The sequence below is a fragment of the Variovorax sp. 350MFTsu5.1 genome, from assembly GCF_048302515.1.
In the GTDB taxonomy this organism is placed as follows: Bacteria; Pseudomonadota; Gammaproteobacteria; order Burkholderiales; family Burkholderiaceae_C; genus Variovorax; species Variovorax guangxiensis.
In genome coordinates, this window is record NZ_CP157620.1 from 1,035,926 (window position 1) to 1,060,964 (window position 25,039).

Consider the following 25,039-nt stretch of genomic DNA (forward strand, 5'->3'; position numbering starts at 1 on the left):
ATGTCTCCTTTACAGGCCTAGGATCATCTTGCTGATGATGTTCTTCTGGATTTCGTTGGAGCCGCCGAAGATCGACAGCTTGCGGTTGTTGAAGTAGCGCGAGGCGGCGGCTGATGCGTAGTCAGGGCCGAAGGTCTCGCCGGTGTAGCCGTCCTTCAGCGCCTCGGCGATGAAGGGGCGGCCATAGACGCCCATCGCGCGGCGTGCGAGCGACGAGATCTCCTGGCGGATCTCGGTGCCGCGGATCTTCAGCATCGAGCTTTCAGCGCCCGGCACCCCGCCGCCGGCCACCGCCGCGATCACGCGCAGGTTGGTGGTCTTCATGTTCTCCAGGTCGATCTCCACCCGCGCCATGCGCGCGGCGAAGGCAGGGTCTTCCGCCAGCGGCTTGCCGTTCTTGGTCTGCGTGGCCGCGATGCCCTTCAGCTGTTCGAGCGCGGCCACCGAGAAGCCCACGCCCGCGATATTGGTGCGCTCGTAGGTCAGCAGGTACTTGGCGCAGGTCCAGCCCTTGTTCTCCTCGCCCACGAGGTTCTCGGCGGGCACGCGCACGTCGGAGAAGAACACTTCGTTGACTTCATGCTCGCCGTCGAGCGTGATGATGGGGCGCACTTCCACGCCGGGCGAGGTCATGTCGATCAGCAGGAAGCTGATGCCTTCCTGCTTCTTCGCCTCGCGGTTGGTGCGCACCAGGCAGAAGATCATGTTGGCGTGCTGGCCCAGCGTGGTCCAGGTCTTCTGGCCGTTCACGATGAAGTGGTCGCCCTGCGCGTCGATGCCGCGCACGGCCGAGGTCTTCACCGCAGCGAGGTCGGAGCCTGCGCCGGGTTCCGAATAGCCCTGGCACCACCAGTCGGCGCCGTTGAGGATGCGCGGCAGCCAGTGCTTCTTCTGCGCCTCGTTGCCGTACTTGATGAGCACCGGGCCGAGCATGTTCACGCCGAAGGGCACGATGCGCGGCGCGAAGGCCAGCGCGCATTCGTTCTCGAAGATGAACTTCTCCACCGCCGTCCAGCCCGGTCCGCCGTACTGCTCGGGCCAGTGGTTGGCGAGCCAGCCGCGCTCGTTGAGGATGGCGTGCCATTCCTGCATGTCGGCCTTCTCGAGAATCTTGCCGCTGCGCACTTTCTCGGAGAGGCGTACCGGCAGCTTCGCGGCCAGGAAGGCACGCACCTCGCTGCGGAAGGCTTCTTCTTCGGGGGTGAAGTTCAGGTCCATCGCTGGCTCCTCAATAAATCTCGAACAGGCCGGCGGCGCCCATGCCGCCGGCGATGCACATCGTCACCACCGCGTACTTCGCGCCGCGGCGCTTGCCTTCGATGAGCACGTGGCCCGCGAGGCGCGCGCCGGTCATGCCGAAGGGGTGGCCGATGGAGATCGCGCCGCCGTTCACGTTGAGCAGCTCCGACGGAATGCCCAGCTTGTCCTGGCAGTAGATCGACTGCGAGGCGAAGGCCTCGTTGAGTTCCCACAGGCCGATGTCCTGCACCTTGAGGCCGTGGCGCGCGAGCAGCTTGGGCACCGCGAAGACCGGGCCGATGCCCATCTCGTCGGGTTCGCAGCCGGCCACCGCGAGGCCGCGGAACGCGCCCAGCGCCTTGATGTTGGCGCGCTCGGCGTCCTTGGCTTCCATCAGCACGCAGGCCGATGCGCCGTCCGACAGCTGCGAGGCGTTGCCGGCGGTGATGAACTTGTCCTCGCCCATCACGGGCTTGAGCTTGGCGAGCGCCTCGTAGGTGGTGCCGCGGCGGTTGCAGTTGTCTTCGGTGGCGGTCACTTCGCGGTAGGTGACTTCCTTCGTCTCCTTGTCGGTGACGGCCATCGTGGTGGTGCAGGCGACGATCTCGTCCTTGTAGCGGCCGGCGATCTGCGCTTCTTCGGTGCGGCGCTGGCTCTCGGCCGAGAAGCGGTCCTGCGCCTCGCGGCTGATGTTGTAGCGCTTGGCCACGATGTCGGCCGTTTCGATCATCGCCATGTACAGCGCTGGCTTGTGCTCGACGATCCACGGGTCCATGCCGCTGTCGCCGCTGTCGGTGGCGCTGCGGGTGCGGATCTGCGAGATGCTTTCGACGCCGCCCGCGATCATGGCCGGCGCGCCGTCCACCACGATGCGGCCCGCGGCCATGGCGATGGCCTGCAGGCCCGAGGCGCAGAAGCGGTTGACCGTGGTGCCGGCGATGGAGATCGGCAGGCCCGCGCGGATGATGGCCTGGCGCGCGATGTTGCGGCCGGTGGTGCCTTCGGGGTAGCCGCAGCCGAGGATCGCGTCCTCGATCAGCGCGGGGTCGAGGCCCGAGCGCTCCACCGCCGCCTTCACGGCGAAGGCCGCCAGCGTGGGGCCGGGGGTGATGTTGAATTCGCCGCGGTGCGCCTTGGTCAGCGGGGTGCGGGCGGTGGAAACGATGACGGCTTCACGCATGGGGGTGTCTCCTTGGACGGCTGGCTCTGTCTGTGCCTGTGACTACTCGGATTGGTTGAGGCTTGCGAAGTCGGCGCCGCGCTCCACCAGCTGCACCAGCAGCGGCGAGGGCTTCCAGAAGACCGGGTCTTCCTTCGCGAACTCCTGGATGTCGGCCAGCACCTTGGGCAGGCCCACGGTGTCGGCGTACTTCATCGGGCCGCCGCGGTGGCGCGGGAAGCCGTAGCCATAGAGGAAGGTCACGTCCACGTCGAGCGGGCGCAGCGCGATGCGCTGCAGCACGACGTTGGCGCCCTCGTTGATCATCGCGGCCATGTAGCGGCGCATGATTTCTTCCTCGGTGAAGGCGCGCGGCTTGATGCCGGCGCGCTCGCGCTCGGCGTCGATGATGGCCAGCACCTCGGGGTCGGGCTGGCCGGTGCGGGCGCCTTCGGGGTAGAGGTAGTAGCCGCGCTGCGTCTTCTGGCCGAACCAGCCGCGCTCGCAGATGCGGTCGGCGATCTGCACGTAGCGCGCCTTCGGGTCGCGCGTGGCGGCCTTGCGCTTGCGCGTGGCCCAGCCGATGTCGCCGCCCGCGAGGTCCGATACCTGGAAGGGGCCCATCGGGTAGCCGAAGTTGCGCACCGCCTCGTCGATCTGGTAGGGCGATGCGCCGTCTTCCATCATGTGGTCGGCGGCCTGGCGGTACACGGCCAGGATGCGGTTGCCGATGAAGCCGTCGCACACGCCGGCGCGCACCGGCACCTTCTTGAGCTTCTTGGCGAGCTCGAAGCCGGTGGCGACCACGTCGGCGCTCACCTTGGCGGGCACCACGATCTCCAGCAGCTTCATGATGTTGGCGGGCGAGAAGAAGTGCAGGCCCACCACGTCCTGCGGACGCGAGATGCTGGCGGCGATCTCGTCGATGTCGAGGTACGAGGTGTTGGTGGCCAGCACCGCGCCGCGCTTGCACACGCGGTCGAGTTCGGCGAACACCGCCTTCTTCACGGCCATGTCCTCGAACACGGCTTCCACCACGATGTCGACGTTGGCGAGCGCGTCGTAGCTGGTCGAGCCCGAGAAGCGCGCCATGACGTTGCCCTTGGCCTCGGGCGTCATGCGGCCCTTGGCGATGAGGCCGTCGTACACCTTCTCGACGTTGGCGCGGCCGCGCGCGAGCTGCGTGTCGTCGCGCTCGATCATGGTGACGGGCATGCCCGCGTCGAGCATCGCCACCGCGATGCCCGCGCCCATGGTGCCGCCGCCGACGATGCCGGCCGACGCCAGCGCGCGCGGGCTGGCCGACTTGGTCTCGGGGGCCTTCAGCACTTCGCGCTCGGCGAAGAAGGCGTGGATCAGGCCGGCGCGCTGCGGGCTGTCGATGCACTGCAAAAACAGCTTGCGCTCCAGCGCCATGCCTTCGTCGAAGGGCAGCGTGAGCGCGGCCTCGACGGCCTCGACAATCTTCATCGGCGAGAACAGGCCGCGGCTCTTCTTGGCGGTGTCGGCGCGCGCGGCTTCGAGGGCGGCGCGGGCGGCTTCCTTGTCGGCCAGCGCGCCGGCGTCGCGGGTGCGGCGCACGGGGGCGCTGGCGGCGATCAGTTCATTCGCGTAGGCGAGGCCTTCGGCGCGCGCGTCGGCTTCGGTGGCGAGGCGGTCGACGAGGCCGAGCGACAGCGCTTCCTTCGCGCCCGCGTGGCGGCCGCTGAGCATGAGTTCGATGGCGGGCTTCACGCCGATGAGGCGCGGCGCGCGCTGCGTGCCGCCCGAGCCGGGCAGCAGGCCCAGCGCCACTTCGGGCAGGCCCAGCTTGGCGGTGGGCGAGGCGATGCGGTAGTGCGCCGACAGGGCCACTTCCAGCCCGCCGCCCAGCGCGGCGCCGTGGATCGCCGCGACCACCGGCTTGGTGCAGTTCTCGATCTTCAGGCAGGCCTCGGGCAGCGAGGGCGGCTGCGGCGTCTTGCCGAACTCGCGGATGTCGGCACCCGCGATGAAGTTGCGGCCCGCGCCGACGATCAGCACCGCCTTGGCCGCGCCGTCGGCCTCGGCCGCGTCGATGGCAGCCACGAGGCCGCGGCGCACGTCCACGCCCAGGGCGTTGACGGGCGGGTTGTCGATGGTCACCACGAACACGTCGCCTTGACGCTCGAAGGTGACGGGACCGGTGGACGTGGAGGGGCTGGGGGTGTCGTTGGTGGCCATGTGCTGCTTGTCTCTCGCGTTGCGGACCAGGTGGGTCCGAGGCTCTGGGGGTGAACCCCGCATTCTTGGCCGCTCTCCTGGCTTTGACAATTGCATAGCCGGTTGACAGACTGTCAAATCATTTTTGACAAAATCGGCCCATGGACCTCCAGTCGCTCACCCTGTTGGTGGAAATCCTCGATGCCGGCAACCTGAGCGCGGCCGCGCGGCGGCTCAAGATGACCCGCGCCAACGTCAGCTACCACCTGAACCAGCTCGAACGCTCGGTGGGCGCACAGCTCGTGCGGCGCACCACCCGGCGCGCCGAGCCCACAGAGATCGGCCTGCGCCTGTACCAGCACGGCATCGCCATCCAGGCCGAGCTGCTGGCGGCGCGCGAATCCGTCACCACGTTGGGCCAGGGCCTGCAGGGCCGCGTGCGCCTGAGCGTGCCCAGCGGCTACGGGCAGCTGGTCATGGCCGACTGGCTGATCGACTTCAAGCGCCAGTACCCCGGCATCGTGCTCGACGTGGTGTTCGAGAACCGCATCGAGGACCTGCTGCGCGACGAGGTCGACATCGCCATCCGCGTGATTCCCGAGCCCCCGCAGAACCTGGTGGCGCGCGCGATGGGGCCGGTGCGCTACGTGGCCTGCGCCTCGAGCGAGTACGCCGCGAAGAACCCGCTGCCGGTGCAGCTCGACGCGCTGCAGGGCGCGCCGGTGGTCACGGCCGCCGTCATCGGCCGGCAGCTGCGCGTGTCGGCCTACCAGGGCGAGACACGCAGGGAGGTGATCCTGGAGCCCACGCTCATTTCAGAGAACTTCCTGTTCCTGCGCCAGGCCATCCTCGCCGGGCTGGGCATCGGCCTCGTGCCCGACTACGTGGTGCAGGAAGACGTGCGCCGCGGCGACGTGGTGACCACGCTGGACGACTGGCGCCTCTCGATCTTCGGCACGCAGATGTTCATGCTCTACATGCCCAACCGCCAGCACACGCGGGCGATCCGGACCTTCATCGATTTCGTGCTGGAACGGGTGAGGGGGCCGGGCGATGGAGAACCGTCTTCCCGATAGCGGGCGCCAGCGCTGGCAGCCCTACCTGCGGCGGTCGGCTTCGGTGCTCTCGTAGTACCGCGACTTGTCCTCGTACATCGCCCGGTCGGCCCGCTGCAGCGCGGCCTCCAGCGGCTCGTCGCCGTGGCAGGTCGCGAGGCCGATGGCCAGGCTCAGCGCGTGGCCGCTCTGGCCGGCGTGGAACTGGTTGTTCATTTCCAGCAGCGTGAGGATGCGCTCGCGCATGGCCTCGGCGCCGCGTTCGTCGGTCATGGGCAGCAGCACCGCGAACTCGTCGCCGCCGATGCGCGCGGGCCAGGCGGGCAGGTCGACGGCCTTGTCGAGCACCTCGCCCATGCGGCGCAGCAGGGTGTCGCCGGCGGCGTGGCCTTCCTGGTCGTTGACCTGCTTCAGGCCGTTGAGGTCGATGGCCACGATCGACACCGGCCACGGGCCCTTGCGCGAGAGGCGGTTGAGCTCCTCGGTGTAGTAGGTGCGGTTGCACAGCTGCGTGAGCACGTCGTGCTTGCCGAGGTATTCGAGATACGCCTCGGCCTTCTTGCGCGCGGTGATGTCGACCAGCGAGACCAGCACCAGGTCCCAGGTGTCGAGCCGGTCGTCCTGCACCGCGAACTGCATGTGGATGTTGAGCACCTCGCCCGACAGCGAGTAGTTGAGCACTTCGCGGTGCTGCACGGTCTTGCCGTTCCAAAGGTCCTGCAGCTGCTCGGCGAAGGACTCGCGCATCTCGTCGCGGAAGATGCGCGGCAGGTTGCCCAGCAGCGTCTGCAGGTCGGGCGCGCCGAACATGCGCAGCGTCTCGTGGTTGACGTCGATGACGCGGATCTCCTGCATGCAGCGCGTCACGAAGTCGGGGTGCACCTTGATGAAGGTGGCGAAGTCGGTGATGCCGCGCGAGCGGATGGTTTCCATCAGCGAGCGCACCGCGCTGAAGTCTTCCACCCACAGCGACACCGGCGAGCGGTCGAACAGGCTGCGCGCGTACATCGCGCTCTCGTCGCGCAGGCGCTGCGCGGCCACGCGCTCGGTGACGTCGTCCAGCGCCACCAGCACGCGGCTCCAGCTGTCTTCGTAGCCCGGCAGCACGCGGGCGCGCACGCGCACGTCGAGCCGGCGGCCGTCGAGCGCGTAGTTGACCGTTTCGCTCTCGAAGCTGAGCTGGCCGCGCCAGAGCTGGTCGAGCTCGTGCACCACGGTGGCCGACATGTCGCCGCGGAACACGCGGTCGAGCGCGCCCAGCAGGGTCTGCTCGCTGTCGGCGCCGAAGAGCTTCAGCGTGTGCTGGTTGACCCGCAGCACCTTCAGCAGCGCCATGCAGTCGCTGATCCGCTGCGGTTCGGCCTGCAGGTGCGCCACCAGGTCGGTGATGCCCTCGGCGCGCCAGCCGTCGAGCTTGCGCTTGAGGTCGCCGTAGTCCTCGATCCAGAGGGAGACCGGCGCCAGGTCGAACATGGCGTCGAGGTCGCCGGCGGCGGAAGGCGAAACCGGCGTGGAGCCGGAGGTGGCGGCGGGCAGGGCCATCGATGAAGCTTTCGTGGAAGCGGCTGCAGCCAATGCTGGCGGGCTGGCGTGACGAGGTCTTAATTATTAACTGCGGCCAACCCGGCTCAGCGGCTGTAGAGGCCCACCACGCTCTGGCCGCCCAGCGCACGGCCCTTGAGCGCGGCCAGCAGCGCGTCGCGGCCCAGGCCGGCGGGCAGGCTGCCCGGCGCGAGCTCGGTGGCGATCACTGTCATGACGTAGTGGTGCGGCCGGTCGCCCGCCGGCGGGCACATGCCGCGGTAGGAGGGCGTGCCGGCCACGTTCGGGCCCATGGTGAAGTCGAAGTTCGAGCCCGCGGCCCCTTCGCCCGCCTTGAGCTCGCCGCGCTCGGCCGCGATGTTGTAGGCCACCCAGTGCGAAACGCCGAGGCCGGCCGCGCCGTCGGGGTCGAACACCAGCACCGCGACCGACTTGGTCTTGGCCGGCAGGTTGCTCCAGGCCACCGGCGGCGAGATGTTCTTGCCGCCGCAGTCGCCAACGCCCGCGTGCTCGGCCGGAATCGTGCCGCCGTCCGCGAAGGCGCTGGAGCTGACCTTCATGCCCGTGGAGCCCTTGCCCACCGGCGAGGACATGCCCGCGCAGCCCGCCAGCAGGCCGGCCAGCGCGAGCGCCGCGGCCGGCAGGGCCGCATGCGGGAGAGTGCGAAATCGGGTGTTGCAGTTGCGCATGTCGTTGCTCCTGGATGGTTGTTGTCTTGTCCTGGCTTGCTTTCAGCCGGCCGCGCCGGGCCAAACGCTGCCGTCGGCCTTCTCGTGCACGGCCACCGGCGTGAGCCGCGCGCCCCGGCACGGGCCGCCGACGCACTTGCCGGTGTCGGGCTCGAAGATGGCGCCGTGCCGCGCGCACATCAGGAAGCGGCCTGAACTCTCCAGCACCTGGCCCTCGAAGTCGAGCGGCCCGCCGGCATGCGGGCACTGGTTGAGGTAGGCGTGCACCGCGCCCTGCCAGCGCACCGCGAAGGCCGGTACGCCCTCGGGGGTGTTGAACCTGGCGGCCAAGCCGCCTTCGGCAAGGCCGGTGGCCAGCGGCAGGGCCGATGCGGCGGATGGATCAGGCTGTGGGGCGGTCGTGGCGGCTTCGGTCATCTGACCGCGAGCCTAGCCAAGGTTCAGGCGCTGCGCAACGCGCGGCGTGGCATTGTCTCGTCGGACGGGGCCGCGTCCAGCGGGCCGAGCCGGCGCATCTTGTCGTACAGCGTCTTGCGCGGCACGCCCAGGCGTTCGGCCGCGGCGGCGGCGCTGCCGTTGCAGGCCTCCAGCGCCTCGCGGATCAGGTAGCGCTCGAACTGCGCCATCTGCTCGTCGAGCGAGTGCGGTTCCTGCGCGAGGCTGCGGAAGCCCTCTTCGCCGTCCCACAGCCCGAGCACGAAGCGGTCGGCGATGTTGCGCAGCTCGCGCACGTTGCCGGGCCAGGCATGCGCCATCAGCGCCTGCAGGTGGCGCGGCGCGACGGCGGGCTGCTCGCGTCCGTGGCGCAGCGCCGCCTGCATCGCGAAGTGGGTGAACAGCAGCGGAATGTCCTCGCGCCGCTCGCGCAGCGGCGGCAGGTGCAGCACCACCACGCTCAGGCGGTAGTAGAGGTCGTCGCGGAACTTCTGCGCCTGCGCGGCCTGCAGCAGGTCGGCCTTGGTGGCGGCGACCACGCGGCTGTCCATCGGGCGCAGCTCGTTGGAGCCCAGCCGCTCGAACTGCCGCTCCTGCAGGGCGCGCAGCATCTTGACCTGCAGGTTCATCGGCATGGTCTCGATCTCGTCGAGGAACAGCGTGCCGCCTCGCGCATGCTCGATCTTGCCGATGCGCCTGCGCGCCGCGCCGGTGAAGGCGCCGGCCTCGTGGCCGAACATCTCGCTCTCGAACAGCGCCTCGGGCATGCCGCCGCAGTTGATGGCCGCGAAGTTGCCCTCGCGCCGGCGCCCGCAGTCGTGCAGGCAGCGTGCCACCAGCTCCTTGCCGGTGCCGGTCTCGCCGAGGATCAGCACGTCGGCGTCGGAGCCGGCCACGTCCAGCACCAGCCGGCGCAGCCGCTGCATGGCCGAGGAACGCCCGATCAGCCGCGCCTCGATCGATTCGTAGCCCGCGAGCTTGCGGCGCAGCTGGTCGACCTCGAGACTCAGCGCGCGCTTCTCCAGCGCCCGCTGGACCACCTCGGTGAGCTGGTCGGGCGAGAAGGGTTTCTCCAGGAAGTCGTAGGCGCCCAGGCGCATGGCCTGCACCGCCATGGTGATGTCGCCGTGGCCGGTGACGAGGATGACGGGCAGCGTCGGGTCGATCTGCAGCGCGCGCGACAGCAGCGCCAGCCCGTCCATGCCGGGCAGCCTCACGTCGGTGACCAGCACGCCGGCAAAGCCCGGTACCACGCGCGGCAGCACCTGCTCGGCCGAGCCGAAGCCCGTCACGCGCAACCCCGCCAGCTGCAGCGCCTGCGTGCTGCCCAGCCGCACGGCCGGGTCGTCCTCGACGAAGAGAACCTCGAGTTCGTGTTCAGTCATGAAATGTTCCCTGCATTGCGTGTGCCGCCATCGCGCAGCGTGACCACGAAGGCCGCGCCGCCGAGTTCGCTCTCGCCGGCGCGCAGCAGCCCGCCGAAGTCGCGCACGATGCCGGCCGAGATGGCCAGCCCCAGGCCCAGTCCCAGGCCCTGTTCCTTGGTGGTGAAGAAGGGCTCGAAGAGGCGCGGCATCACCTCGGGCGCGATGCCGGTGCCGTTGTCGTGCACCTCCACCGCCACGCCCTCGGCGCTGCGCCGCGCCACGATGCGCACGCGGCGCGGGCTGGCCCCGGCGGCCGCGACCGCGTCGAAGGCGTTGACCAGCAGGTTCACCAGCACCTGCTCGAGCCGGTTGCCCTCGCAGCGCGCGAAGAGCCCCGGCTCGATGAACTGCTCGAGCTCGATGTGTTCCTGGCGGATGCGCTGGCCCAGCAGGAAGAGCGCATCGGCGATCACGTCGGCCAGCGCCACCGACTGCAGCTCCACCGCCGAGCGGCGCGCGAATTTCTTGAGCTGCGCGGTGATCTGGCCCATGCGGTCGGTCAGCTCGCAGATGGTGCGCAGGTTCAGGTCGACCTGCTCGGACTGCCCGCGCTCCAGGAACACCACCGCGTTGGCCGACAGCGTACGCAGCGCGGCCAGCGGCTGGTTGAGCTCGTGCGTGATGCCCGCCGACATCTGGCCCAGCACGGCCATCTTGCCGGTCTGCACCAGGTCGTCGAGCGTGTTCTTCAGCATCTCCTCGGCGCGCTTGCGCTCGGCGATCTCGGTCTGCAGGTGCTGGTTGGCCTCGCTCAGCGCCTCGGTGCGCAGCTCGACCTTGTGCTCCAGCTCGTCGTAGGCGCCCTGCAGCGCCTCGCGCGCGGCCAGCCGCTGGTGCACGATGCGCCGGCGCTGCTGCAGGTACATCACCAGCAGCGTGAGAAACACCAGCGCGAACATCGTGGCCAGCGCGCTGGTGCGGGCGAGCGCGTGCGCAGGCTTCATGTCCGACAGCATGATGAGCTTCCAGTCGGTGCCGTCGACCGGGCGGCTGTCGAGCAGGTAGTCGGGGCCGAAGGGCGTGGCGCCGGGGCGCTGCGGCGCCTCCTCGTTCGCGCGCAGCTGCACCACGGTGCCTTCGCCGCCCGACAGCGGCCGGTGCTCGCGCATGTCGATGGGCGTGAGCGCGCCGGCCTCGGTGTACTGGCGCGTCTGCGCGAGCTGCCGGAGCGTCTCGCTCGACAGCGGGCGCAGCGCGCGGAATTTCCAGCCGGGGTCGGACGAGAGGAACACCACGCCGTTGCCGTCGATGGCGAACACGCGGTCGGCCGAATGCGACCAGGCCGCGTCGAGCTTGTCGAGGTTGACCTTCACGGTGGCCACGCCCAGCCGGCGCGCGCCGTCGATGATGCCGAAGGAGAAGTAGTAGCCCGGCTCGCGGCTGACCGTGCCGATGCCGTAGAAGCGCCCCGGCACGCCGCGCAGCGCGTCCTGGAAGTAGGGGCGGTACGAGAAGTTCATGTCCACGAAGCTGCCCGGCTGGTTCCAGTTGCTGGCGGCCAGCGTGAGGCCGGTCTCGTCCATCACGTAGATGGCCGAGGCCTGGGCGTGCGCGTTGACGGTCTCGAGGTAGACGTTGGCGTCCAGCTGCTGGCCGGCGTCGCGCGGCTTGCGCAGCAGGTCGAGCACGTCGGGGCTCAGCGACACCACCTGCGGCAGGTATTCGTAGCGGCTGAGCTCGCTGCGCAGGCTGGTGGCGTAGATGTCGAGCCGGTGCAGCGTGCCCTGCTGCAGCGAGCGGATGCCCGCGCGCTCGCCCAGCAGGTAGGCCAGCGCGCCGCCGGCCGCAATGAGGCACAGCCACACGCAGACGGCGGCCCACAGGCGCCAGCGCGCAAGGGCCGGCGCCCCGGCCGCGAGGGTGGGGGCGTCGCCGTGGAAGCGCGCCAGCACGGCCTTGTCGCGCAGGTCGTCGGGCGATCCGGCAAAGCCGGCCCGGTAAGGCGCGGAAAGCTTCAGCACGGCGCGGCCGGCCGATAGGAGCAGTGACGACACGGGAGCGGGAAGCGGGAGTCCGCCGTCGGGCAGCAAAGGGCCCTGATGGTATGCAGCACTCCCTGCCGCGCCGAGGCGGAATTACCCTCGCTGTCGCCGATGCGTCGCACCATGCGCGTGCCTCAGTCGGCGTACACGCCGGCAGCCTTGATGACCGGGCCGAAGCGCGCCACCTCCTGCTGCACGAATTTCCTGTGCTCGGCCGGCTCGACGCGCCGGTCGGCCACCACCACCGCGCCCAGGCCTTCCTCCTTCCTGATGAAGTCGGGGTCCTTCAGCGCGACCTTGAGCGCGTCGTTGAGCTTCCTGAGCACCGGCGCGGGCGTGCCCTTGGGCGCGTAGAGGCCGTGCCAGATGGTCACCTGGAAGTTCTTCAGCCCCGACTCGTCCAGCGTGGGCAGGTCCTTCAGCGCGGGCGTGCCCAGCCGCTTGAGCGTGGTCACGCCGTAGGCCTTGACCTTCCTGGCCTCGATCTGCGAAGTGGTGTTGGTGGTCTGGTCGCACAGCAGGTCGATCTGCCCGCCGAGCAGGTCGGCGATGGCGGGGGCGGTGCCCTTGTAGGGCACGGTGGTCATCTCGGCCTTGAGTTCGTTTTGCAGCAGCAGGCCGCACAGGTGCGAGGCCGAGCCGATGCCCGCGTTGCCGAGGTTGGTCTTGCCCGGGTTCTTCGCGATCCACTCGCGCAGTTCCTTGAAGTTGCCGGCCTCCAGCTGGGGCTTGCCGATGACGGTCATGGGCACGTCGTTGATCATGCCCAGGTACTCGAAGTCGGTCTCGTAGTCGTAGGGCAGCTTGCGGTAGAGCACCGGCGTGGTGGCCATGCCCACGTGGGTGAGCAGCAGCGTGTAGCCGTCGGGCCGGGCGCGCGCCACCTTGGCGTTGCCGATGGTGCTGCCGGCACCGGCGGCGTTGTCGATCACGATGCTGGTGCCGTCCAGCGGCTTGCGCATGGCCTCGGCCAGGTCGCGCGCCACGCGGTCGGTGGGCCCGCCTGCGGCGAAGGGAACGACGATGGTGATGGGCTTGCCCGCGGGAAAGTCCTGCGCGTGCGCGCCGGTGGCTGCAGCGAGGCCGAAGGCCAGCGTCAGGGCGAGATGGAAGGCGGACACAGGGGTCTTCTTCATGGATGCTTTCAAGGTTCACTCCAGGGGAAAAGGCGGGCGGGCCTGCATGTGCGGTCGCGCGTGCAGGCCGCCCGCGGCTTGGCTTACAGGAAGCTCGACATCAGCTTCTTCGTGATGTCGAACAGCAGGTTCACGGGCGACGGCCCGAACGACAGCCAGGTGCCGGCGAGCGGCTGCTGGCCGACGCCGGGCTTGGTCCAGTCGCACACGCCGTCGGGGAAGGCTGCGTTCAGGCGTGCCCATTGCGTGGGGTTGAAGCTGACGCTGTAGTCCGACGGGTTCAGCGGCTTCAGCTGGCACTTGGCGATGTCGTCGGTGAGCGGGCCGCCCGCTGCCATGCGCGGCGTGGTGCCGGCCGGGTAGAAGGTGTTGCACGCGCCGGTGCCGAAGGCGGTCTGCTCCTCGGTGTACTTCAGGCCCGCGTTCCAGCAGGCGTCCTGCAGGTCGGCCGGGCGGTTGGCGGCGATCTTCTGTGCCTTGGTGCGCTCGGAGGTGTCGGCCTTCACCGCGGTGAGCCACTTCACCATCTCGTCGAAGGCGGCCGCGCTGCCGCCGCCCATGGTCCACATCACGTGGTTGTCGATGTTGCCGTTGGCGCGGCGCAGGCGCTCGCGCATCGAGAACGAGTGGATCTTGGTGTGGATGTCGCCGCCTGTGGCGCCGTCGTTGTAGTCGCGCAGGTCGATGATGGCGGTGGACGCCAGCCCGCCCGCGCCGTTGACGATGCGGCCCGACTGGTAGGCCCGGCGCAGCGCGTCGGTGTCGCCCACGGTGCGCGCGGCGGTGCGCTTCATGTCGCGGTCGACGCCGCCCACGCGCTCGTTCAGGTCGAGGAACTTCTCGATGCCGAGCTTGCCCTCGTTGAGCGCGTTCAGGCCGTACTGGATGCCCACGTTGTCGATCGGGCGCAGCGCGAAGCCCTCGGCCTCGGTCTTGCCGTAGACGTTCACCGTGTGGTCGAACACCGTCGCGCGTGCGCCCGTGGGGTTGGTCAGCGCGTTGTAGCGCTGCTCGGTGGGCACGCCTGCGGGGAACGAAACAGTGGGGTCCAGGCGACCCGCGCTGTTGCTCATGTTGGGGATGTTGCCGATCTGCAGGTAGCCCGAGATCGCCTGCTTCTCGGCCGTGGTGTAGGCCAGCGCCGCGGTGGCAGGGTCGTTGAAGTAGTTGTTGAGCACGCGCGAGTCGTGCAGCTTGAAGATGGTGGAGGAGGTGACGTCGGCGAACACCTGGCTCACCACCACGCCGTCGAAGAGGCCGGGGTAGTTGTCGCTGGTCTGGTGGCTCTGGTAGGAGCCGCCCGAGCCGCCAGTGCCGATGGTGTGGGCGGGCACGCCGAAGTTCTCGATGAAGCGCTCCTTCACCATCGCGATGGTCTCCGAGGAGAGCTGGTCGTTGCAGTTGGTGCCGAAGACGTTGAGCGTGGAGGTGGTCACGGCGAAGCCGCGGCTCTGGTAGGTCGGGTTGATGAGCGTGGCGAAGTCGTTGCCCTGCTGGAACCAGCCGCCCTGGCAGCCGCCGCCCAGCGGATAGAGCAGCGTGCCGTTCCAGCCGGCCGGGCGCGAGGTGGGCGAGGGCGCGGGCTCGTTGAGCACGTCGTGCAGGATCGCCGACTGGTACAGCCCGCGGTTGATCGTGCCGCTTTCGAGCCGCACCACGTAAGGCACCTGCTTGCCGTTGACGGTGAGCCAGGCCATGTTGGCCGGGTAGGCGGTGATCGATTCCGGCACGAAGCGCACGTTGCTGCCGGCGGTGGTGCGGTAGTAGTAGTCGACGCGCGTCTCCACCGAGCACTTGCCGTCGTCCAGCGGCTTGAGCACCTGGCCGCCCATGCGGGTGAAGGTGGCGTAGCCGCACACGAAGGGCTCCTCGTGCGGGCCGGAGATCACCGGGCCGGTGATCGGGTAGGCCGTCAGCTGCAGCTTCGCGCTGTAGCCGCCGTAGCTGGCGACCAGCTCGTTGGAGCCCAGCTTGAGCTCCGTGACCTTGCCCACCAGGCGGCCGCTGGCGGGGTCGCGCGAGAACGCCGCCGTCACGTCGCGCCCGTCGACCGACACCGCGAGGCCGCCGTCGGCCTTCTCGCGCAGCAGCTCCAGCTCGACCAGCGCGTCGTCGCCGGTCACCAGCTGCGGCGACGAGGACAGCACGCCGATGCGCAGCGTGGCATCGACCGGCGGCGGGTTGCCGGGGCCGGACGGGTCGGTGGGCGTGGTGCCGCCGCCTCCTCCTCCGCCACCGCCTCCGCCGGCAGCGGGCGGGATGAAGCTGAAGCCGCCTCCACCTCCGCCGCTGCCGCCGCCGCCGCCGCAGGCGGTGAGCGCCAGCACGGCCAGCAGCGTGCCGATGCGCACGGGGGTCGGGCGAAGGCGGGTGCTCTTCTTCTGGGTTCTGATCATCTTCTCTGTCTCCGTTGTGGTTCTGGTTGAACAAGCGATGGGGGAAAAGCGGCTCCCCCCGGCCGGCACGGCCATGCGGCGGCGCGACCCGGCGCGGGCCGGATCGAAGCGCGACGCGCGGCGCGTCAGTGCGAGGCGGTGAGTGGGAGGCCGGCCGGCGGCGGCGGCGCGGCGGCGAGTGCGGGCAGGTCGGTCATTGGCGTGTCTCCATCCTCTGTCGGGTGTGCCGCATGGATAGCAACGCATGTGCCACGCAGGCCGTCAAACCCAAGTGACTGATTCCATTGGAGTTTTTTCGGAAGACCTGCGGTTTTCCCGCAAATCGGCGGCTGAAAAACCAGCCATCGCCGGCGTCGCGCGGCCGGAAAACCGCACGCCAGGGGCAGGACACAATCAGCTTAAAACTGTATATTCATACAGTATTCGACCGATCCCATGGAAATCCAGCGCAAACTCGCCATCCTGGCCGACGCCGCCAAGTACGACGCCTCCTGCGCGTCGAGCGGCTCCCAGCCGCGCGACTCGCTCGGCGGGCGCGGCATCGGCTCCACCGAGGGCGCCGGCATCTGTCACAGCTACGCGCCCGACGGGCGCTGCATATCGCTGTTGAAGGTGCTGCTGACCAACCACTGCCAGTACGACTGCCTCTACTGCGTGAACCGCGCATCGAGCAACGTGCCGCGGGCGCGCTTCCGGGTCGAGGAGGTGGTGCAGCTCACGCTCGACTTCTACCGGCGCAATTGCATCGAGGGCCTGTTCCTCTCCAGCGGCATCGTCAAGTCGCCCGACCACACGATGGAGCAGGTGGTCGAGGTGGCGCGCCAACTGCGCGAGGAGCACGACTTCCGCGGCTACATCCACCTGAAGACCATTCCCGACGCCAGCGACGAACTGCTGGCGCGCGCCGGCCGCTATGCCGACCGGCTCAGCATCAACGTCGAGCTGCCCACCGCCGAGGGCCTGCGCGCGCTGGCGCCCGAGAAGGACGAGAGCGCCATCCGCCGCTCGATGGCGCGGCTGCGGCTTCGCATCGACGACACCCGCGAGGAGGCGCGCCGCGTGTTGCCGATCCGCGCGCTGCCCGGTGCCGCGCCGGCCGCCGCGAAGCCGCCGCCCTTCGCGCCCGCCGGCCAGAGCACGCAGATGATCGTGGGCGCCGACGCCACCGACGACCGGCACATCCTGGCCTCCAGCGCCACGCTCTACGGCGCCTACAAGCTGCGGCGCGTGTACTACTCGGCCTTCAGCCCCATCCCCGACGCGGCCCGCGCGCTGCCGCTGGCCGCGCCGCCGCTGATGCGCGAGCACCGGCTCTACCAGGCCGACTGGCTCATGCGCTTCTACGGCTTCGAGCACCAGGAGATCGTGGCGTCGCCCGACGGCCTGCTGCGGCTGGACGTCGACCCCAAGCTGGCCTGGGCGCTGGCGCATGCGGAGCGCTTCCCGGTCGACCTGAACCACGCCCCGCGCGAGATGCTGCTGCGCGTGCCCGGCCTCGGGGTGAAGGCCGTGGAGCGGCTGCTGCAGGCGCGGCGCGTTCGACGGGTGCGTGCCGACGACCTGCGGCGCCTGCACGTGCCGGCGCGCAAGGTGCTGCCCTTCGTGGTGGCGGACGGGCACCGGCCGGCGGCCAACGCGATGGCGATGTCCGGCTCTGCTGCCGCGGCGGCGGAGCCGGCGCAGGCGGCGCTGTTCTGAGGGCGGCAAGCCTGGCATCGGCATGCGCGTGTGTCTCGAAGACCCGGTCGATCTCGATGCCTTCCGCGGCCATGCGCGGCGGCTGCTGGCTGCCGGCGTGCCGCCGGAGCAGGTCGAATGGAGCGAAGGTGGCAACGATCTGTTCGGCGAAGCGCCGGACCTGCCGCCCGCGCAGGTGCAACCGGCGGCAGCCCGGCAGGCCGTGCCCGCATCCTTCGTCGAACTGTGCGCCGACGTGATCCTGCACCGCGACGCGCAGCGCCTGGCCTTGCTCTACCGCCTGCTGTGGCGCCTGGTGCACGAGCCGGCGGTGCGCCACGACCCGCTGGACGCCGACATGATGCAGGCGCAGCTCATGGCCCGCTCGGTGCGCCGCGACATCCACAAGATGCGCGCCTTCGTGCGCTTCACCCGCGTCGTGGACGCGCAGGGCGCCGAGCGCCACGTCGCGTGGTTCGAGCCCGAGCACCGCATCGTCGAGGCCAACGCGCCTTTCTTCGCGCGCCGCTTCGCGCAGATGCGCTGGGCCATCCTCACGCCGCGGCGGTGCGTGGAATGGGACGGGCAGGCGCTGTCGTTCCGCGAGGGCGCGGACCGCCGCCAGAAGCCCGCGCCCGACGAGGGCGAGCAGCTCTGGCTCACCTACTACGAGAACATCTTCAACCCCGCGCGGCTCAAGCTCGCGACGATGCGGCGCGAGATGCCGCGCCGCTACTGGCACAACCTGCCCGAGGCCGCGCTGATCCAGCCGCTGGCCGATGCGGCCGAGGCGCGCAGCCAGTCGATGATCGAAGCGCCGGCCACGCCCGCGCGCCGCATCCGCCCGCCGCTGCTGATGCATCCGCGCCCGGCCGAAGGCGCGGCGACCGCCGACCTGGACGCGCTGCGCGCCGCGGCGCATGCCTGCCGCGCCTGCCCGATCGGCGCGCTCGCCACCCAGGCCGTGTGCGGCGAGGGCCCGGCCGGCGCGCATCACATGCTCGTCGGCGAACAGCCCGGCGACCAGGAGGACCTGGCGGGCCGGCCCTTTGTCGGGCCGGCGGGCCAGCTGCTCGACCGCGCGATGGCGCAACTGGGCTGGGCGCGGGAAAGCGTCTACCTGGCCAATGCGGTCAAGCACTTCAAGTACGAGCTGCGCGGCAAGCGCCGCATCCACAAGACCGCCGGCCAGCGCGAGGCCGAGGCCTGCGCCCACTGGCTGGACAGCGAGATCGCGCTGGTGCGGCCCAAGGCGCTGGTGGCCCTGGGCGCCACCGCCGCGCGCGCCCTGCTCGGGCGGCCGGTGGCGGTGCAGGCCGAGCGCGGCGCCTGGCTGCGCGAGCGCGGGGACGGCCGGCCGGTGCTCGTCACGCTGCATCCTTCGGCGCTGCTGCGCCTGCCGCCCACGGAGCGTGCCGAGGCGCAGGCGCGCTGGCTGGACGACCTCGCGCGGGCGATGGCGGCGCCCGCGTAGAAGAAAAGAAAAAAAGAAAATCCGCGCATCCCGCGAACCGTTTCGCGGGCTCGGCGCCTCTTCGTGTCCGAGGGTCTTCCTCAGCACTCAAGAAGGATCGAAGGAATCGCCATGCTCTACGCCAAGAACCTACCCGGCTGGGAACGCGCGCTGCGCATCGCCATGGGCCTCGCCGGCCTCGCTTTCACCGCCATCGGCTGGAGTACCGCCGGCTTCGGGCTTGCCGTGGCCGTCGCCCTCATGGGCGCCATCCTGGCGCTGACGGGCCTGTTCGGCTTCTGCCCGATGTGCGCGATGGTCGGGCGCAAGCTCGACGGAAAAGGGCGCTAAACGATGGCCTCCGGCACCGACCGCACCGGCCTGATCCACGCCGCGCAGACCGGCGACCCGGCCGCCATCGCCAGTCTGCTCGCGGTCTGCCAGGCCGACGCGCGCCGCTACGCCTGGCGGCACTGCCAGGCCAGCGACGTGGACGACGCTGTGCAGGAGTCGCTGCTGGTCGTCGCGCGCAAGGTGCGGGGGCTGAAGGCCGCGGCGGCGTTCTCGTCGTGGCTTTTCACCGTCATCCGGCGCGAATGCCTGAGGCTGCAGCGCGCGATGTTCCGCCACGACCCGCTGGACGACGATGGCGATGAGGTGGCCGAGCGGCAGCTGGCCAGCCGGGGCGACGCCGCGCTGCGGCTGGACCTGACCCACGCGCTCGAATCGCTGCCCGCGCACTACCTCGAAGTGGTGCTGCTGCGCGATTTCGAGGAGCTGACCATCGCGGAAATCGCCGAACGGCTCGGCGAGCCGGCGGGCGCCGTCAAGAGCCGGCTGCACCGCGCGCGTTCGCTGGTGCGCGAGTACCTGCTGGCGTGATCCCGGCCTGCGCGGCCGGGAGGGGGCCGATGCGACAATCGGCCCGCCATGACAGACACCCTCACGATCACCCGCCCCGACGACTGGCACCTGCACGTGCGCGACGGCGCCGCACTCGAAGCCGTCGTTCCCCACAGCGCCCGCCAGTTCGGCCGCGCGCTGATCATGCCGAACCTCCGCCCCCCAGTGACCACCGCCGCGCAGGCCGTGGCGTACCGCGACCGCATCCGCGCCGCCGTGCCCGCGGGTACGCGTTTCGAGCCGGTGATGTCGCTCTATCTCACCGACAAGCTGCCGCCCGAGGAGATCGCGCTGGCTGCCGAAGCAGGCGTGCGCGCGCTCAAGCTGTATCCGGCTGGCGCCACCACCAACAGCGATGCCGGCGTGACCGACATCCGCAAGACCTACAAGACGCTCGAAGCCATGCAGAAGCACGGCCTGCTGCTGCTGGTGCACGGCGAGGTGACCGACCCGGCCATCGACCTGTTCGACCGCGAGGCCGTGTTCGTCGACCGCGTGATGATCCCGCTGCGCCGCGACTTCCCCGAGCTCAAGGTGGTGTTCGAGCACCTCACCACCAAGGAAGGCGCCCACTACGTGCGCGACGCCGGCCGCTTCACGGCCGCCACCATCACCGCGCACCACCTGCTGTACAACCGCAACGCCATCTTCACCGGCGGCATCCGCCCGCACTACTACTGCCTGCCGGTGCTCAAGCGCGAGACGCACCGCGTGGCGCTGGTCGAGGCGGCCACCAGCGGCAGCGACCGCTTCTTCCTGGGCACCGACAGCGCGCCGCACCCGGCGCACCTGAAGGAGCACGCGCTGGGCTGCGCCGGCTGCTACACGGCGCTCACCGCCATCGAGCTCTACGCCGAGGCCTTCGACAACGCGGGCGCGCTCGACAAGCTCGAGGGCTTCGCGAGCTTCCACGGCCCCGACTTCTACGGCCTGCCGCGCCACACCGACACCATCACGCTCAAGCGCGAGAGCTGGACCGTGCCCGAGACCGTGCCCTACGGCGACGCCACGCTCAAGCCGCTGCGCGGCGGCGAGACCGTCAACTGGAAGCTGGCATGACGGTTCCCACGCTGCGCGTGATGCTGCTGATCGACGCCGACAACGTGTCGGCCGAAGTCATCGAGCAGGCGGTGCAGCGCACCATGGACGAATACGGCGCCATCCACGTGCGCCGCGCCTACTGCAACGCCGAGATGGCGGTGAACCGGCAGGCGCTCTTCAAGCGCCTCTCGGTGCGGCCGATGGTGAACCTGTCGACCGGCAAGAACAGCACCGACATCGCGCTCGCGGTCGATGCCATCGACCTCGCCATCGCCGAGCGGCCCGACGTGGTGGTGCTGGTGTCCTCCGACTCCGACTTCGCGCCACTGGTGATCCGCCTGCGCGAGAAGGGCTGTCGCGTCTGCGGCATCGGCCAGCAGGGCAAGACGGGCGACGAAACCATCGGCATCTACGACGCCTTCACCGACATCGCGCACAACGCCGTCGCCAAGCCGGCCGCGCGCACGGTGGCCGCGAAGAAGACGGCCGCTGCGAAGGCTCCGCGCGCCAAGGCCGAGCCGGCCGCGAAGAAGGCCGCGGCACGCAAGACGACGAAGGCGAAGGCCGCCGCCAAGGTGCAGCCGCAGCAGCCGCCGCCTCCGTCGGAAGCAGCCGAATTCATTCTGCAGGCCGCCCCGGCCCTGCGCAGCGGCAAGGACGTGCCGCTCAACGACGTCGCCAAGGCCCTGCGCACCGCGGGCCTGCTCGGCAAGAACAGCAGCTCGCTCAAGCTCTTCGAGAAGCTCACGGCCGAGTTCGCGCTGATGCAGCACCCGGACCGCATCCGCTGGACCGGCGCCCCCGCGCCTTGACCCTGCCGGCGATCGACTGGGCGCAGCCATGGCTCGCGCCCTATCGCGCCGATGGCGAGGCGGCAGCGCAGGCCGTCGCGCGCAACGACGGCTGCGTGGCGGCCGGCCTGCAGGACATCGGATCCACATCAGCGCCCGATTTCGTGAGGCAGTACGAGCTTCCCGCCGGGCAGGCGTACGAGGCCCACATCTTCCGGACCCGAACGGTGCCGACCCGCGACAACCTGCACGACTTTTTCAACGGCCTGGTCTGGCTCGCCTTTCCACGGACCAAGCGCCGCCTCAATGAACTGCAGGCCGGCGAGATCGCGCGCGACGGCGTCGGTGCCACGCGCGGTGCGCTGCGCGACGCGCTCACGCTGTTCGACGAGAACGGCGCGCTGCTGGATGCGCCGCCAGCGCTGTGGCGGGCGCTGGTCGCGCGTGATTGGCACACACTCTTCGTCAGCGGGCGCGGGCTGTGGAGCGAGGCACGGCTGGTGCTCTTCGGCCATGCGCTGCTCGAGAAGTTGGTGACGCCGCGAAAGCCCATCACCGCGCACGTCCTGCTGCCGGCGGATGGAGAAAACGGCCCGGCGGCGCTCCACGACGTCTCGGTGGCGGGCATGCTCGATGCGCAACGGCTCGGGCGCAAGCCCTTCGTGCCGCTGCCGGTGCTCGGCGTGCCCGGCTGGTGCGCCGGCAACGAGGCCGCACAGTTCTATGACGATCCGAAGGTCTTCAGGCCCTTGGCCGGTCGGGGAATACCGGGGGCCTAGAACTTTTGCTCCTATCATGGCTCCACCCGGCTGCCGCCGACCGGAGCTCCAAGAACACACACAACACCCAGGGCTTCCATGCCGCGAACCGCTTGAATGCGGCTTGAAGAGAGCCCCGGGGCCCTCATCTGGATGGCAGATTTCCCCACGGAGAATTCAACTTGAAACGTATCCTTCTGTTTGTCCTGACCAACGTGATGGTCGTCGCGGTGCTCGGCGTGGTCGCCAGCCTGCTCGGCGTCAATCGCTTCCTCACGGCCAACGGGCTCAACCTCACGGCGCTGCTCGGCTTCGCGCTGGTGATGGGTTTCGGCGGCGCGATCATCTCGCTGCTCATCAGCAAGCCGATGGCCAAGTGGACCACCGGACTGCACATGATCGACAACCCCCAGACGCCCGACGAGGCCTGGATCGTCGGCACGGTGCGCAAGTTCGCCGACAAGGCCGGCATCGGCATGCCCGAGGTCGGCATCTTCGAAGGCGAGCCCAACGCCTTCGCGACGGGCGCGTTCAAGAACTCGTCGCTGGTGGCGGTGTCCACCGGCCTGCTGCAGAACATGACGCGCGAAGAGGTCGAGGCCGTCATCGGCCACGAGGTGGCGCACATCGCCAACGGCGACATGGTCACCATGACGCTGATCCAGGGCGTGATGAACACCTTCGTCGTGTTCCTGTCGCGCGTGATCGGCTATGCCGTCGACAGCTTCCTGCGCCGTGGCGACGACCGCTCCTCGGGCCCCGGCATCGGCTACTACGTGAGCACCATCGTGCTCGACATCGTGCTCGGCTTCGCCGCCGCGATGGTGGTGGCCTGGTTCTCGCGCCAGCGCGAGTTCCGCGCCGACGCCGGCGCCGCCGCGCTGATGGGCCAGAAGCAGCCGATGATCAACGCGCTCGCCCGACTGGGCGGCCTGCCGGCCGGTGAACTGCCGAAGGCGGTTGAAGCGATGGGCATCACGGGCAGCATCGGCAAGCTGTTTGCCACGCACCCGCCGATCGAGGAGCGCATTGCGGCGCTGCAGAACGCGCAGCGCTGAGCGGCAAGACGCCGACAAACAAAAAGGGGCTGGTCGATTGAGCAGCCCCTTTTTCCGTTCGACGAAGCGAGTGGTGTTCGCTCAGAGGTTGAGTGCCGAGATGGCCGCCATGCCCTGCTTGATGTTGTTGCGCGCGGCACCTTCCACCGACATGCGCAGGCGGGTCGTGCCCACGAGCGAATCGAACGCGCCACCCGTGTAGGTCGACTTGATGACCTGGCGCATTGCCACCGATTTGTCGGAGGTCTTGATGAGCGTCCAGCCCGCTTCCATGTCGACCGTGAACGCGGCGCCGAACGAGGGCTTGGTCAGCTTGGAGATCGCGACCGACAGCTCGTAGTCCCCGCTCTTGCCCTTGACGATCTCCTTGAACAAGGCCGACTGGGTGATCGATTTCTCGATGGCGGCGCGCAGGTCGTCATCGGCGATGTCCGAACTCCACATGGGATTCGTTTCGTTGCCGCCACCGGTCTTGACCGAGAGCGAGTAAGGCAGCTTCTTGCTCGATGCGGTGGCGGGAGCCGTCATGGCATCGCGATTGGCCGGGGAGGCGCAACCTGCAAGGACGAAGACAACGGCGAGGGTGGCCAGCGCAGCGGCGCGGCGAAAGGCTTGATTGATCATTTCTGCTTTTCCGATGCTTTGAAGATGTTGCCGACCACTTCGTCCACCATTTCCGGCGGCGACAGGCGGGTCAGCGAGGTGTGGAGCGAATTGCCGGTGGCCAGCGGGAAGTCGGACTTCGGATCCCGTACCGTGACAGTGAGCTCCATCAGGTACATGGTGATGTCCCACCACCATTTGTCGACGTAGGTCACGACGGCGTCGACCTGTTCGGGTGGCTTGCTGGCGTCGACAACCTCAAGCCCGCGCTTGCGCAGGTTGCCGGTGATGAGTTCCTGGACCGTGCCGTCCTCACCTCCGAGCTTCTTGACCTGCACCACGCGCAGCTTGTCGAGGTTTGCCGAGGGATCGACGGTGGCAGTTGCGCGATTGACCGCGCATCCGCTCGCGAAGATCGAAACGGCCACGGCTGCGAAGAGCAGCCGGATGACTCTTTTCAATTTTTTCTCCTCCGCCCGAAATTGGGCCGGAGGAATGTAACTGAAAATGTATGAAAAGGTTTCCGGTGCGCTGACGATAGCGACCGAAGTGTGAAATCAGTCCGGGGTGGCAGCGCTGTCCAGCGTCGGAGCCGTGGCTTCGGCTGTCACGACCTCGGCCGTCGCAGCGGCATTCCGGTCGGCCCGCGCACGTTGCAGCGTGCGCGTGACCTCGCCCTGCGTCATGCCGTACATCTCCGCAAACTCCTTCTCGCTGCGCCCGCTGGCCTCGAAGGCGCGCAGCAGCGCCTCGCGCTTGGCGGCCTGTTCCGCGAGCAGGGCCAGGGCTTCGTCGAGCACGGCGTTGTTGTTCGCGTCGCGCGAGCGCACCAGCACGGCGTAGGCCTCTCGGTCGAGGCCCGAGGCTTCGACGGCGCGGGCCAGGCGCGCTACCAGTTGGGGGCGCAGGTCTTCGCCGGTGCGCTGCGAGCGTCGGCGGTGCAGTTCGAGGATGGCGTGGTGCACATGCTCGGGCGCGACCGGCTCGGCGACGTTGCCGTCGAGGTCATGGCGCGGATGGCCGGCTGCCACGCTTTCGAGATAGCGGGTGGAGCGCGCGTGCAGGCCCATCGCCACCTTCAGGTCTTCGGCCTTGAAGTCGTCGGGGTGGCGGGCGATCAGCTCTTCGTACACGCCGAGCTTCAGCGGCAGGAAGCGCGCGCCGAAGAGGTTCGGGTACAGCTCGAACAGGCGCTCGAGCGCCGGGTGCACCTTGCGTTGCGGGCGCGCGGGCTGCTGAGGCTGTTGTTGCTGCTTCTGTTGCGAAGGCTGCTGGCGGCCCTGCGCCTTCTGCGGCTTCTTGCGCTGCTGCGGACGCTGCCTGCCGGCCTGCGTGGGGGCTTGATCGGCTTCAGGCGCGGTCTTCGCGCCGTCCGTGCCGGCACGCAGGGCCTGCAGCTGCTGCGCCATGTCCATGCGCTCGCCACGGGGGCGGCGCGACTTGTTGTTCGGGTTGGCGGTGGTTGCTTCGGTCATTCTGGATATCCGGCGCAAAGGCGCGAAGAAAGCAGGAAG

General features: G+C 69.4%; 22 protein-coding genes. 9 read left to right on the forward strand and 13 right to left on the reverse strand.

Annotated features, from left to right (window positions below; genetic code table 11):
* Nucleotides 1–9: 9 nt before the first annotated feature.
* The 3 genes from ABL843_RS04435 to ABL843_RS04445 are packed head-to-tail and all read right to left on the reverse strand — an operon-like array spanning nt 10 to nt 4,600.
* The gene (locus ABL843_RS04435; RefSeq protein ID WP_418119119.1) at nt 10–1,218 is read right to left on the reverse strand and encodes an acyl-CoA dehydrogenase family protein; all 1,209 of its coding nucleotides are present in this window, start codon (nt 1,216–1,218) and stop codon (nt 10–12) included.
* A 10-nt stretch (nt 1,219–1,228) separates the two neighbouring features.
* Entirely contained in the window at nt 1,229–2,419 is a 1,191-nt protein-coding gene (locus ABL843_RS04440) for an acetyl-CoA C-acyltransferase (RefSeq protein WP_418119120.1), read from the reverse strand.
* A 42-nt stretch (nt 2,420–2,461) separates the two neighbouring features.
* Nucleotides 2,462–4,600 (reverse strand): 3-hydroxyacyl-CoA dehydrogenase NAD-binding domain-containing protein, encoded by a 2,139-nt coding sequence (locus tag ABL843_RS04445; protein ID WP_418119121.1) that lies wholly within the window; start codon nt 4,598–4,600, stop codon nt 2,462–2,464.
* 140 nt (nt 4,601–4,740) lie between these two features.
* On the opposite strand from ABL843_RS04445, the gene ABL843_RS04450 reads away from it, so the two are divergent.
* The gene (locus ABL843_RS04450; protein WP_184634590.1) at nt 4,741–5,655 is read left to right on the forward strand and encodes a LysR family transcriptional regulator; all 915 of its coding nucleotides are present in this window, start codon (nt 4,741–4,743) and stop codon (nt 5,653–5,655) included.
* Between the two features lie 21 nt (nt 5,656–5,676).
* Here ABL843_RS04450 and ABL843_RS04455 read toward each other — a convergent pair whose 3' ends face one another.
* The 7 genes from ABL843_RS04455 to ABL843_RS04485 form a co-directional block, all read right to left on the reverse strand.
* The gene (locus ABL843_RS04455) at nt 5,677–7,176 is read right to left on the reverse strand and encodes a sensor domain-containing diguanylate cyclase (RefSeq protein WP_184634592.1); all 1,500 of its coding nucleotides are present in this window, start codon (nt 7,174–7,176) and stop codon (nt 5,677–5,679) included.
* 86 nt (nt 7,177–7,262) lie between these two features.
* On the reverse strand, nt 7,263–7,865 hold the full coding sequence (locus ABL843_RS04460; RefSeq protein ID WP_126021495.1) for a YbhB/YbcL family Raf kinase inhibitor-like protein: 603 nt from the start codon (nt 7,863–7,865) through the stop codon (nt 7,263–7,265).
* A 42-nt stretch (nt 7,866–7,907) separates the two neighbouring features.
* Nucleotides 7,908–8,282, reverse strand: coding sequence for a Rieske (2Fe-2S) protein (locus ABL843_RS04465; RefSeq protein ID WP_418119122.1), 375 nt, complete (start codon nt 8,280–8,282; stop codon nt 7,908–7,910).
* Nucleotides 8,283–8,305: 23 nt separating this feature from the next.
* Nucleotides 8,306–9,685 (reverse strand): sigma-54-dependent transcriptional regulator, encoded by a 1,380-nt coding sequence (locus ABL843_RS04470; protein WP_418119123.1) that lies wholly within the window; start codon nt 9,683–9,685, stop codon nt 8,306–8,308.
* Nucleotides 9,682–11,721 carry a sensor histidine kinase gene (locus ABL843_RS04475; protein ID WP_418119124.1) on the reverse strand — a complete coding sequence of 680 codons (2,040 nt, stop codon included), beginning with the start codon at nt 11,719–11,721 and terminating at the stop codon, nt 9,682–9,684. Before ABL843_RS04475 ends, ABL843_RS04470 begins: the two co-directional genes overlap by 4 nt.
* Before the next feature lie 122 nt (nt 11,722–11,843).
* Nucleotides 11,844–12,845, reverse strand: a complete 1,002-nt coding sequence (locus ABL843_RS04480) for a tripartite tricarboxylate transporter substrate-binding protein (RefSeq protein WP_418119125.1) — start codon at nt 12,843–12,845, stop codon at nt 11,844–11,846.
* 83 nt (nt 12,846–12,928) lie between these two features.
* Entirely contained in the window at nt 12,929–15,241 is a 2,313-nt protein-coding gene (locus tag ABL843_RS04485) for a DUF6351 family protein (protein WP_418119126.1), read from the reverse strand.
* Between the two features lie 435 nt (nt 15,242–15,676).
* Here ABL843_RS04485 and ABL843_RS04490 point away from each other — a divergent pair, with 435 nt between their 5' ends.
* From ABL843_RS04490 to htpX, 8 genes are all read left to right on the forward strand, one after another.
* Entirely contained in the window at nt 15,677–16,939 is a 1,263-nt protein-coding gene (locus ABL843_RS04490; protein WP_418119127.1) for a putative DNA modification/repair radical SAM protein, read from the forward strand.
* A 22-nt stretch (nt 16,940–16,961) separates the two neighbouring features.
* On the forward strand, nt 16,962–18,392 hold the full coding sequence (locus tag ABL843_RS04495) for a UdgX family uracil-DNA binding protein (protein WP_418119128.1): 1,431 nt from the start codon (nt 16,962–16,964) through the stop codon (nt 18,390–18,392).
* A gap of 111 nt (nt 18,393–18,503) precedes the next feature.
* Entirely contained in the window at nt 18,504–18,722 is a 219-nt protein-coding gene (locus tag ABL843_RS04500) for a YgaP family membrane protein (RefSeq protein ID WP_126021487.1), read from the forward strand.
* A gap of 3 nt (nt 18,723–18,725) precedes the next feature.
* Nucleotides 18,726–19,253: an RNA polymerase sigma factor gene (locus ABL843_RS04505; RefSeq protein ID WP_418119129.1), complete on the forward strand. Its 528-nt coding sequence runs from the start codon at nt 18,726–18,728 to the stop codon at nt 19,251–19,253.
* 48 nt (nt 19,254–19,301) lie between these two features.
* Nucleotides 19,302–20,333, forward strand: coding sequence for a dihydroorotase (gene pyrC, locus ABL843_RS04510; protein ID WP_418119130.1), 1,032 nt, complete (start codon nt 19,302–19,304; stop codon nt 20,331–20,333).
* Nucleotides 20,330–21,127, forward strand: coding sequence for an NYN domain-containing protein (locus ABL843_RS04515; RefSeq protein WP_418119131.1), 798 nt, complete (start codon nt 20,330–20,332; stop codon nt 21,125–21,127). Before pyrC ends, ABL843_RS04515 begins: the two co-directional genes overlap by 4 nt.
* Nucleotides 21,124–21,885 carry a DUF3025 domain-containing protein gene (locus tag ABL843_RS04520; protein ID WP_418119132.1) on the forward strand — a complete coding sequence of 254 codons (762 nt, stop codon included), beginning with the start codon at nt 21,124–21,126 and terminating at the stop codon, nt 21,883–21,885. The genes ABL843_RS04515 and ABL843_RS04520 overlap by 4 nt, the downstream gene beginning before the upstream one ends.
* 161 nt (nt 21,886–22,046) lie before the next feature.
* The gene (htpX, locus tag ABL843_RS04525; RefSeq protein WP_019658374.1) at nt 22,047–22,922 is read left to right on the forward strand and encodes a protease HtpX; all 876 of its coding nucleotides are present in this window, start codon (nt 22,047–22,049) and stop codon (nt 22,920–22,922) included.
* 81 nt (nt 22,923–23,003) lie between these two features.
* On the opposite strand, the gene ABL843_RS04530 is transcribed toward htpX, so the two are convergent.
* The 3 genes from ABL843_RS04530 to ABL843_RS04540 form a co-directional block, all read right to left on the reverse strand.
* Nucleotides 23,004–23,546: a hypothetical protein gene (locus ABL843_RS04530; protein ID WP_418119133.1), complete on the reverse strand. Its 543-nt coding sequence runs from the start codon at nt 23,544–23,546 to the stop codon at nt 23,004–23,006.
* Nucleotides 23,543–23,986 carry a hypothetical protein gene (locus tag ABL843_RS04535; RefSeq protein ID WP_418119134.1) on the reverse strand — a complete coding sequence of 148 codons (444 nt, stop codon included), beginning with the start codon at nt 23,984–23,986 and terminating at the stop codon, nt 23,543–23,545. The genes ABL843_RS04530 and ABL843_RS04535 overlap by 4 nt, the downstream gene beginning before the upstream one ends.
* Nucleotides 23,987–24,082: 96 nt before the next feature.
* Nucleotides 24,083–25,000, reverse strand: a complete 918-nt coding sequence (locus ABL843_RS04540) for a ProQ/FINO family protein (protein WP_418119135.1) — start codon at nt 24,998–25,000, stop codon at nt 24,083–24,085.
* Between the last annotated feature and the right edge of the window lie 39 nt (nt 25,001–25,039).

Bases quoted from the DNA above. Each gene is read 5' to 3' on its own strand.
- ABL843_RS04435 (WP_418119119.1), bottom strand. From the start codon at position 1,218: ATGGACCTGAACTTCACCCCCGAAGAAGAAGCCTTCCGCAGCGAGGTG.
- ABL843_RS04440 (WP_418119120.1), bottom strand. From the start codon at position 2,419: ATGCGTGAAGCCGTCATCGTTTCCACCGCCCGCACCCCGCTGACCAAG.
- ABL843_RS04445 (WP_418119121.1), bottom strand. From the start codon at position 4,600: ATGGCCACCAACGACACCCCCAGCCCCTCCACGTCCACCGGTCCCGTC.
- ABL843_RS04450 (WP_184634590.1), top strand. From the start codon at position 4,741: ATGGACCTCCAGTCGCTCACCCTGTTGGTGGAAATCCTCGATGCCGGC.
- ABL843_RS04455 (WP_184634592.1), bottom strand. From the start codon at position 7,176: ATGGCCCTGCCCGCCGCCACCTCCGGCTCCACGCCGGTTTCGCCTTCC.
- ABL843_RS04460 (WP_126021495.1), bottom strand. From the start codon at position 7,865: ATGCGCAACTGCAACACCCGATTTCGCACTCTCCCGCATGCGGCCCTG.
- ABL843_RS04465 (WP_418119122.1), bottom strand. From the start codon at position 8,282: ATGACCGAAGCCGCCACGACCGCCCCACAGCCTGATCCATCCGCCGCA.
- ABL843_RS04470 (WP_418119123.1), bottom strand. From the start codon at position 9,685: ATGACTGAACACGAACTCGAGGTTCTCTTCGTCGAGGACGACCCGGCC.
- ABL843_RS04480 (WP_418119125.1), bottom strand. From the start codon at position 12,845: ATGAAGAAGACCCCTGTGTCCGCCTTCCATCTCGCCCTGACGCTGGCC.
- ABL843_RS04485 (WP_418119126.1), bottom strand. From the start codon at position 15,241: ATGATCAGAACCCAGAAGAAGAGCACCCGCCTTCGCCCGACCCCCGTG.
- ABL843_RS04490 (WP_418119127.1), top strand. From the start codon at position 15,677: ATGGAAATCCAGCGCAAACTCGCCATCCTGGCCGACGCCGCCAAGTAC.
- ABL843_RS04495 (WP_418119128.1), top strand. From the start codon at position 16,962: ATGCGCGTGTGTCTCGAAGACCCGGTCGATCTCGATGCCTTCCGCGGC.
- ABL843_RS04500 (WP_126021487.1), top strand. From the start codon at position 18,504: ATGCTCTACGCCAAGAACCTACCCGGCTGGGAACGCGCGCTGCGCATC.
- ABL843_RS04505 (WP_418119129.1), top strand. From the start codon at position 18,726: ATGGCCTCCGGCACCGACCGCACCGGCCTGATCCACGCCGCGCAGACC.
- pyrC (WP_418119130.1), top strand. From the start codon at position 19,302: ATGACAGACACCCTCACGATCACCCGCCCCGACGACTGGCACCTGCAC.
- ABL843_RS04515 (WP_418119131.1), top strand. From the start codon at position 20,330: ATGACGGTTCCCACGCTGCGCGTGATGCTGCTGATCGACGCCGACAAC.
- ABL843_RS04530 (WP_418119133.1), bottom strand. From the start codon at position 23,546: ATGATCAATCAAGCCTTTCGCCGCGCCGCTGCGCTGGCCACCCTCGCC.
- ABL843_RS04540 (WP_418119135.1), bottom strand. From the start codon at position 25,000: ATGACCGAAGCAACCACCGCCAACCCGAACAACAAGTCGCGCCGCCCC.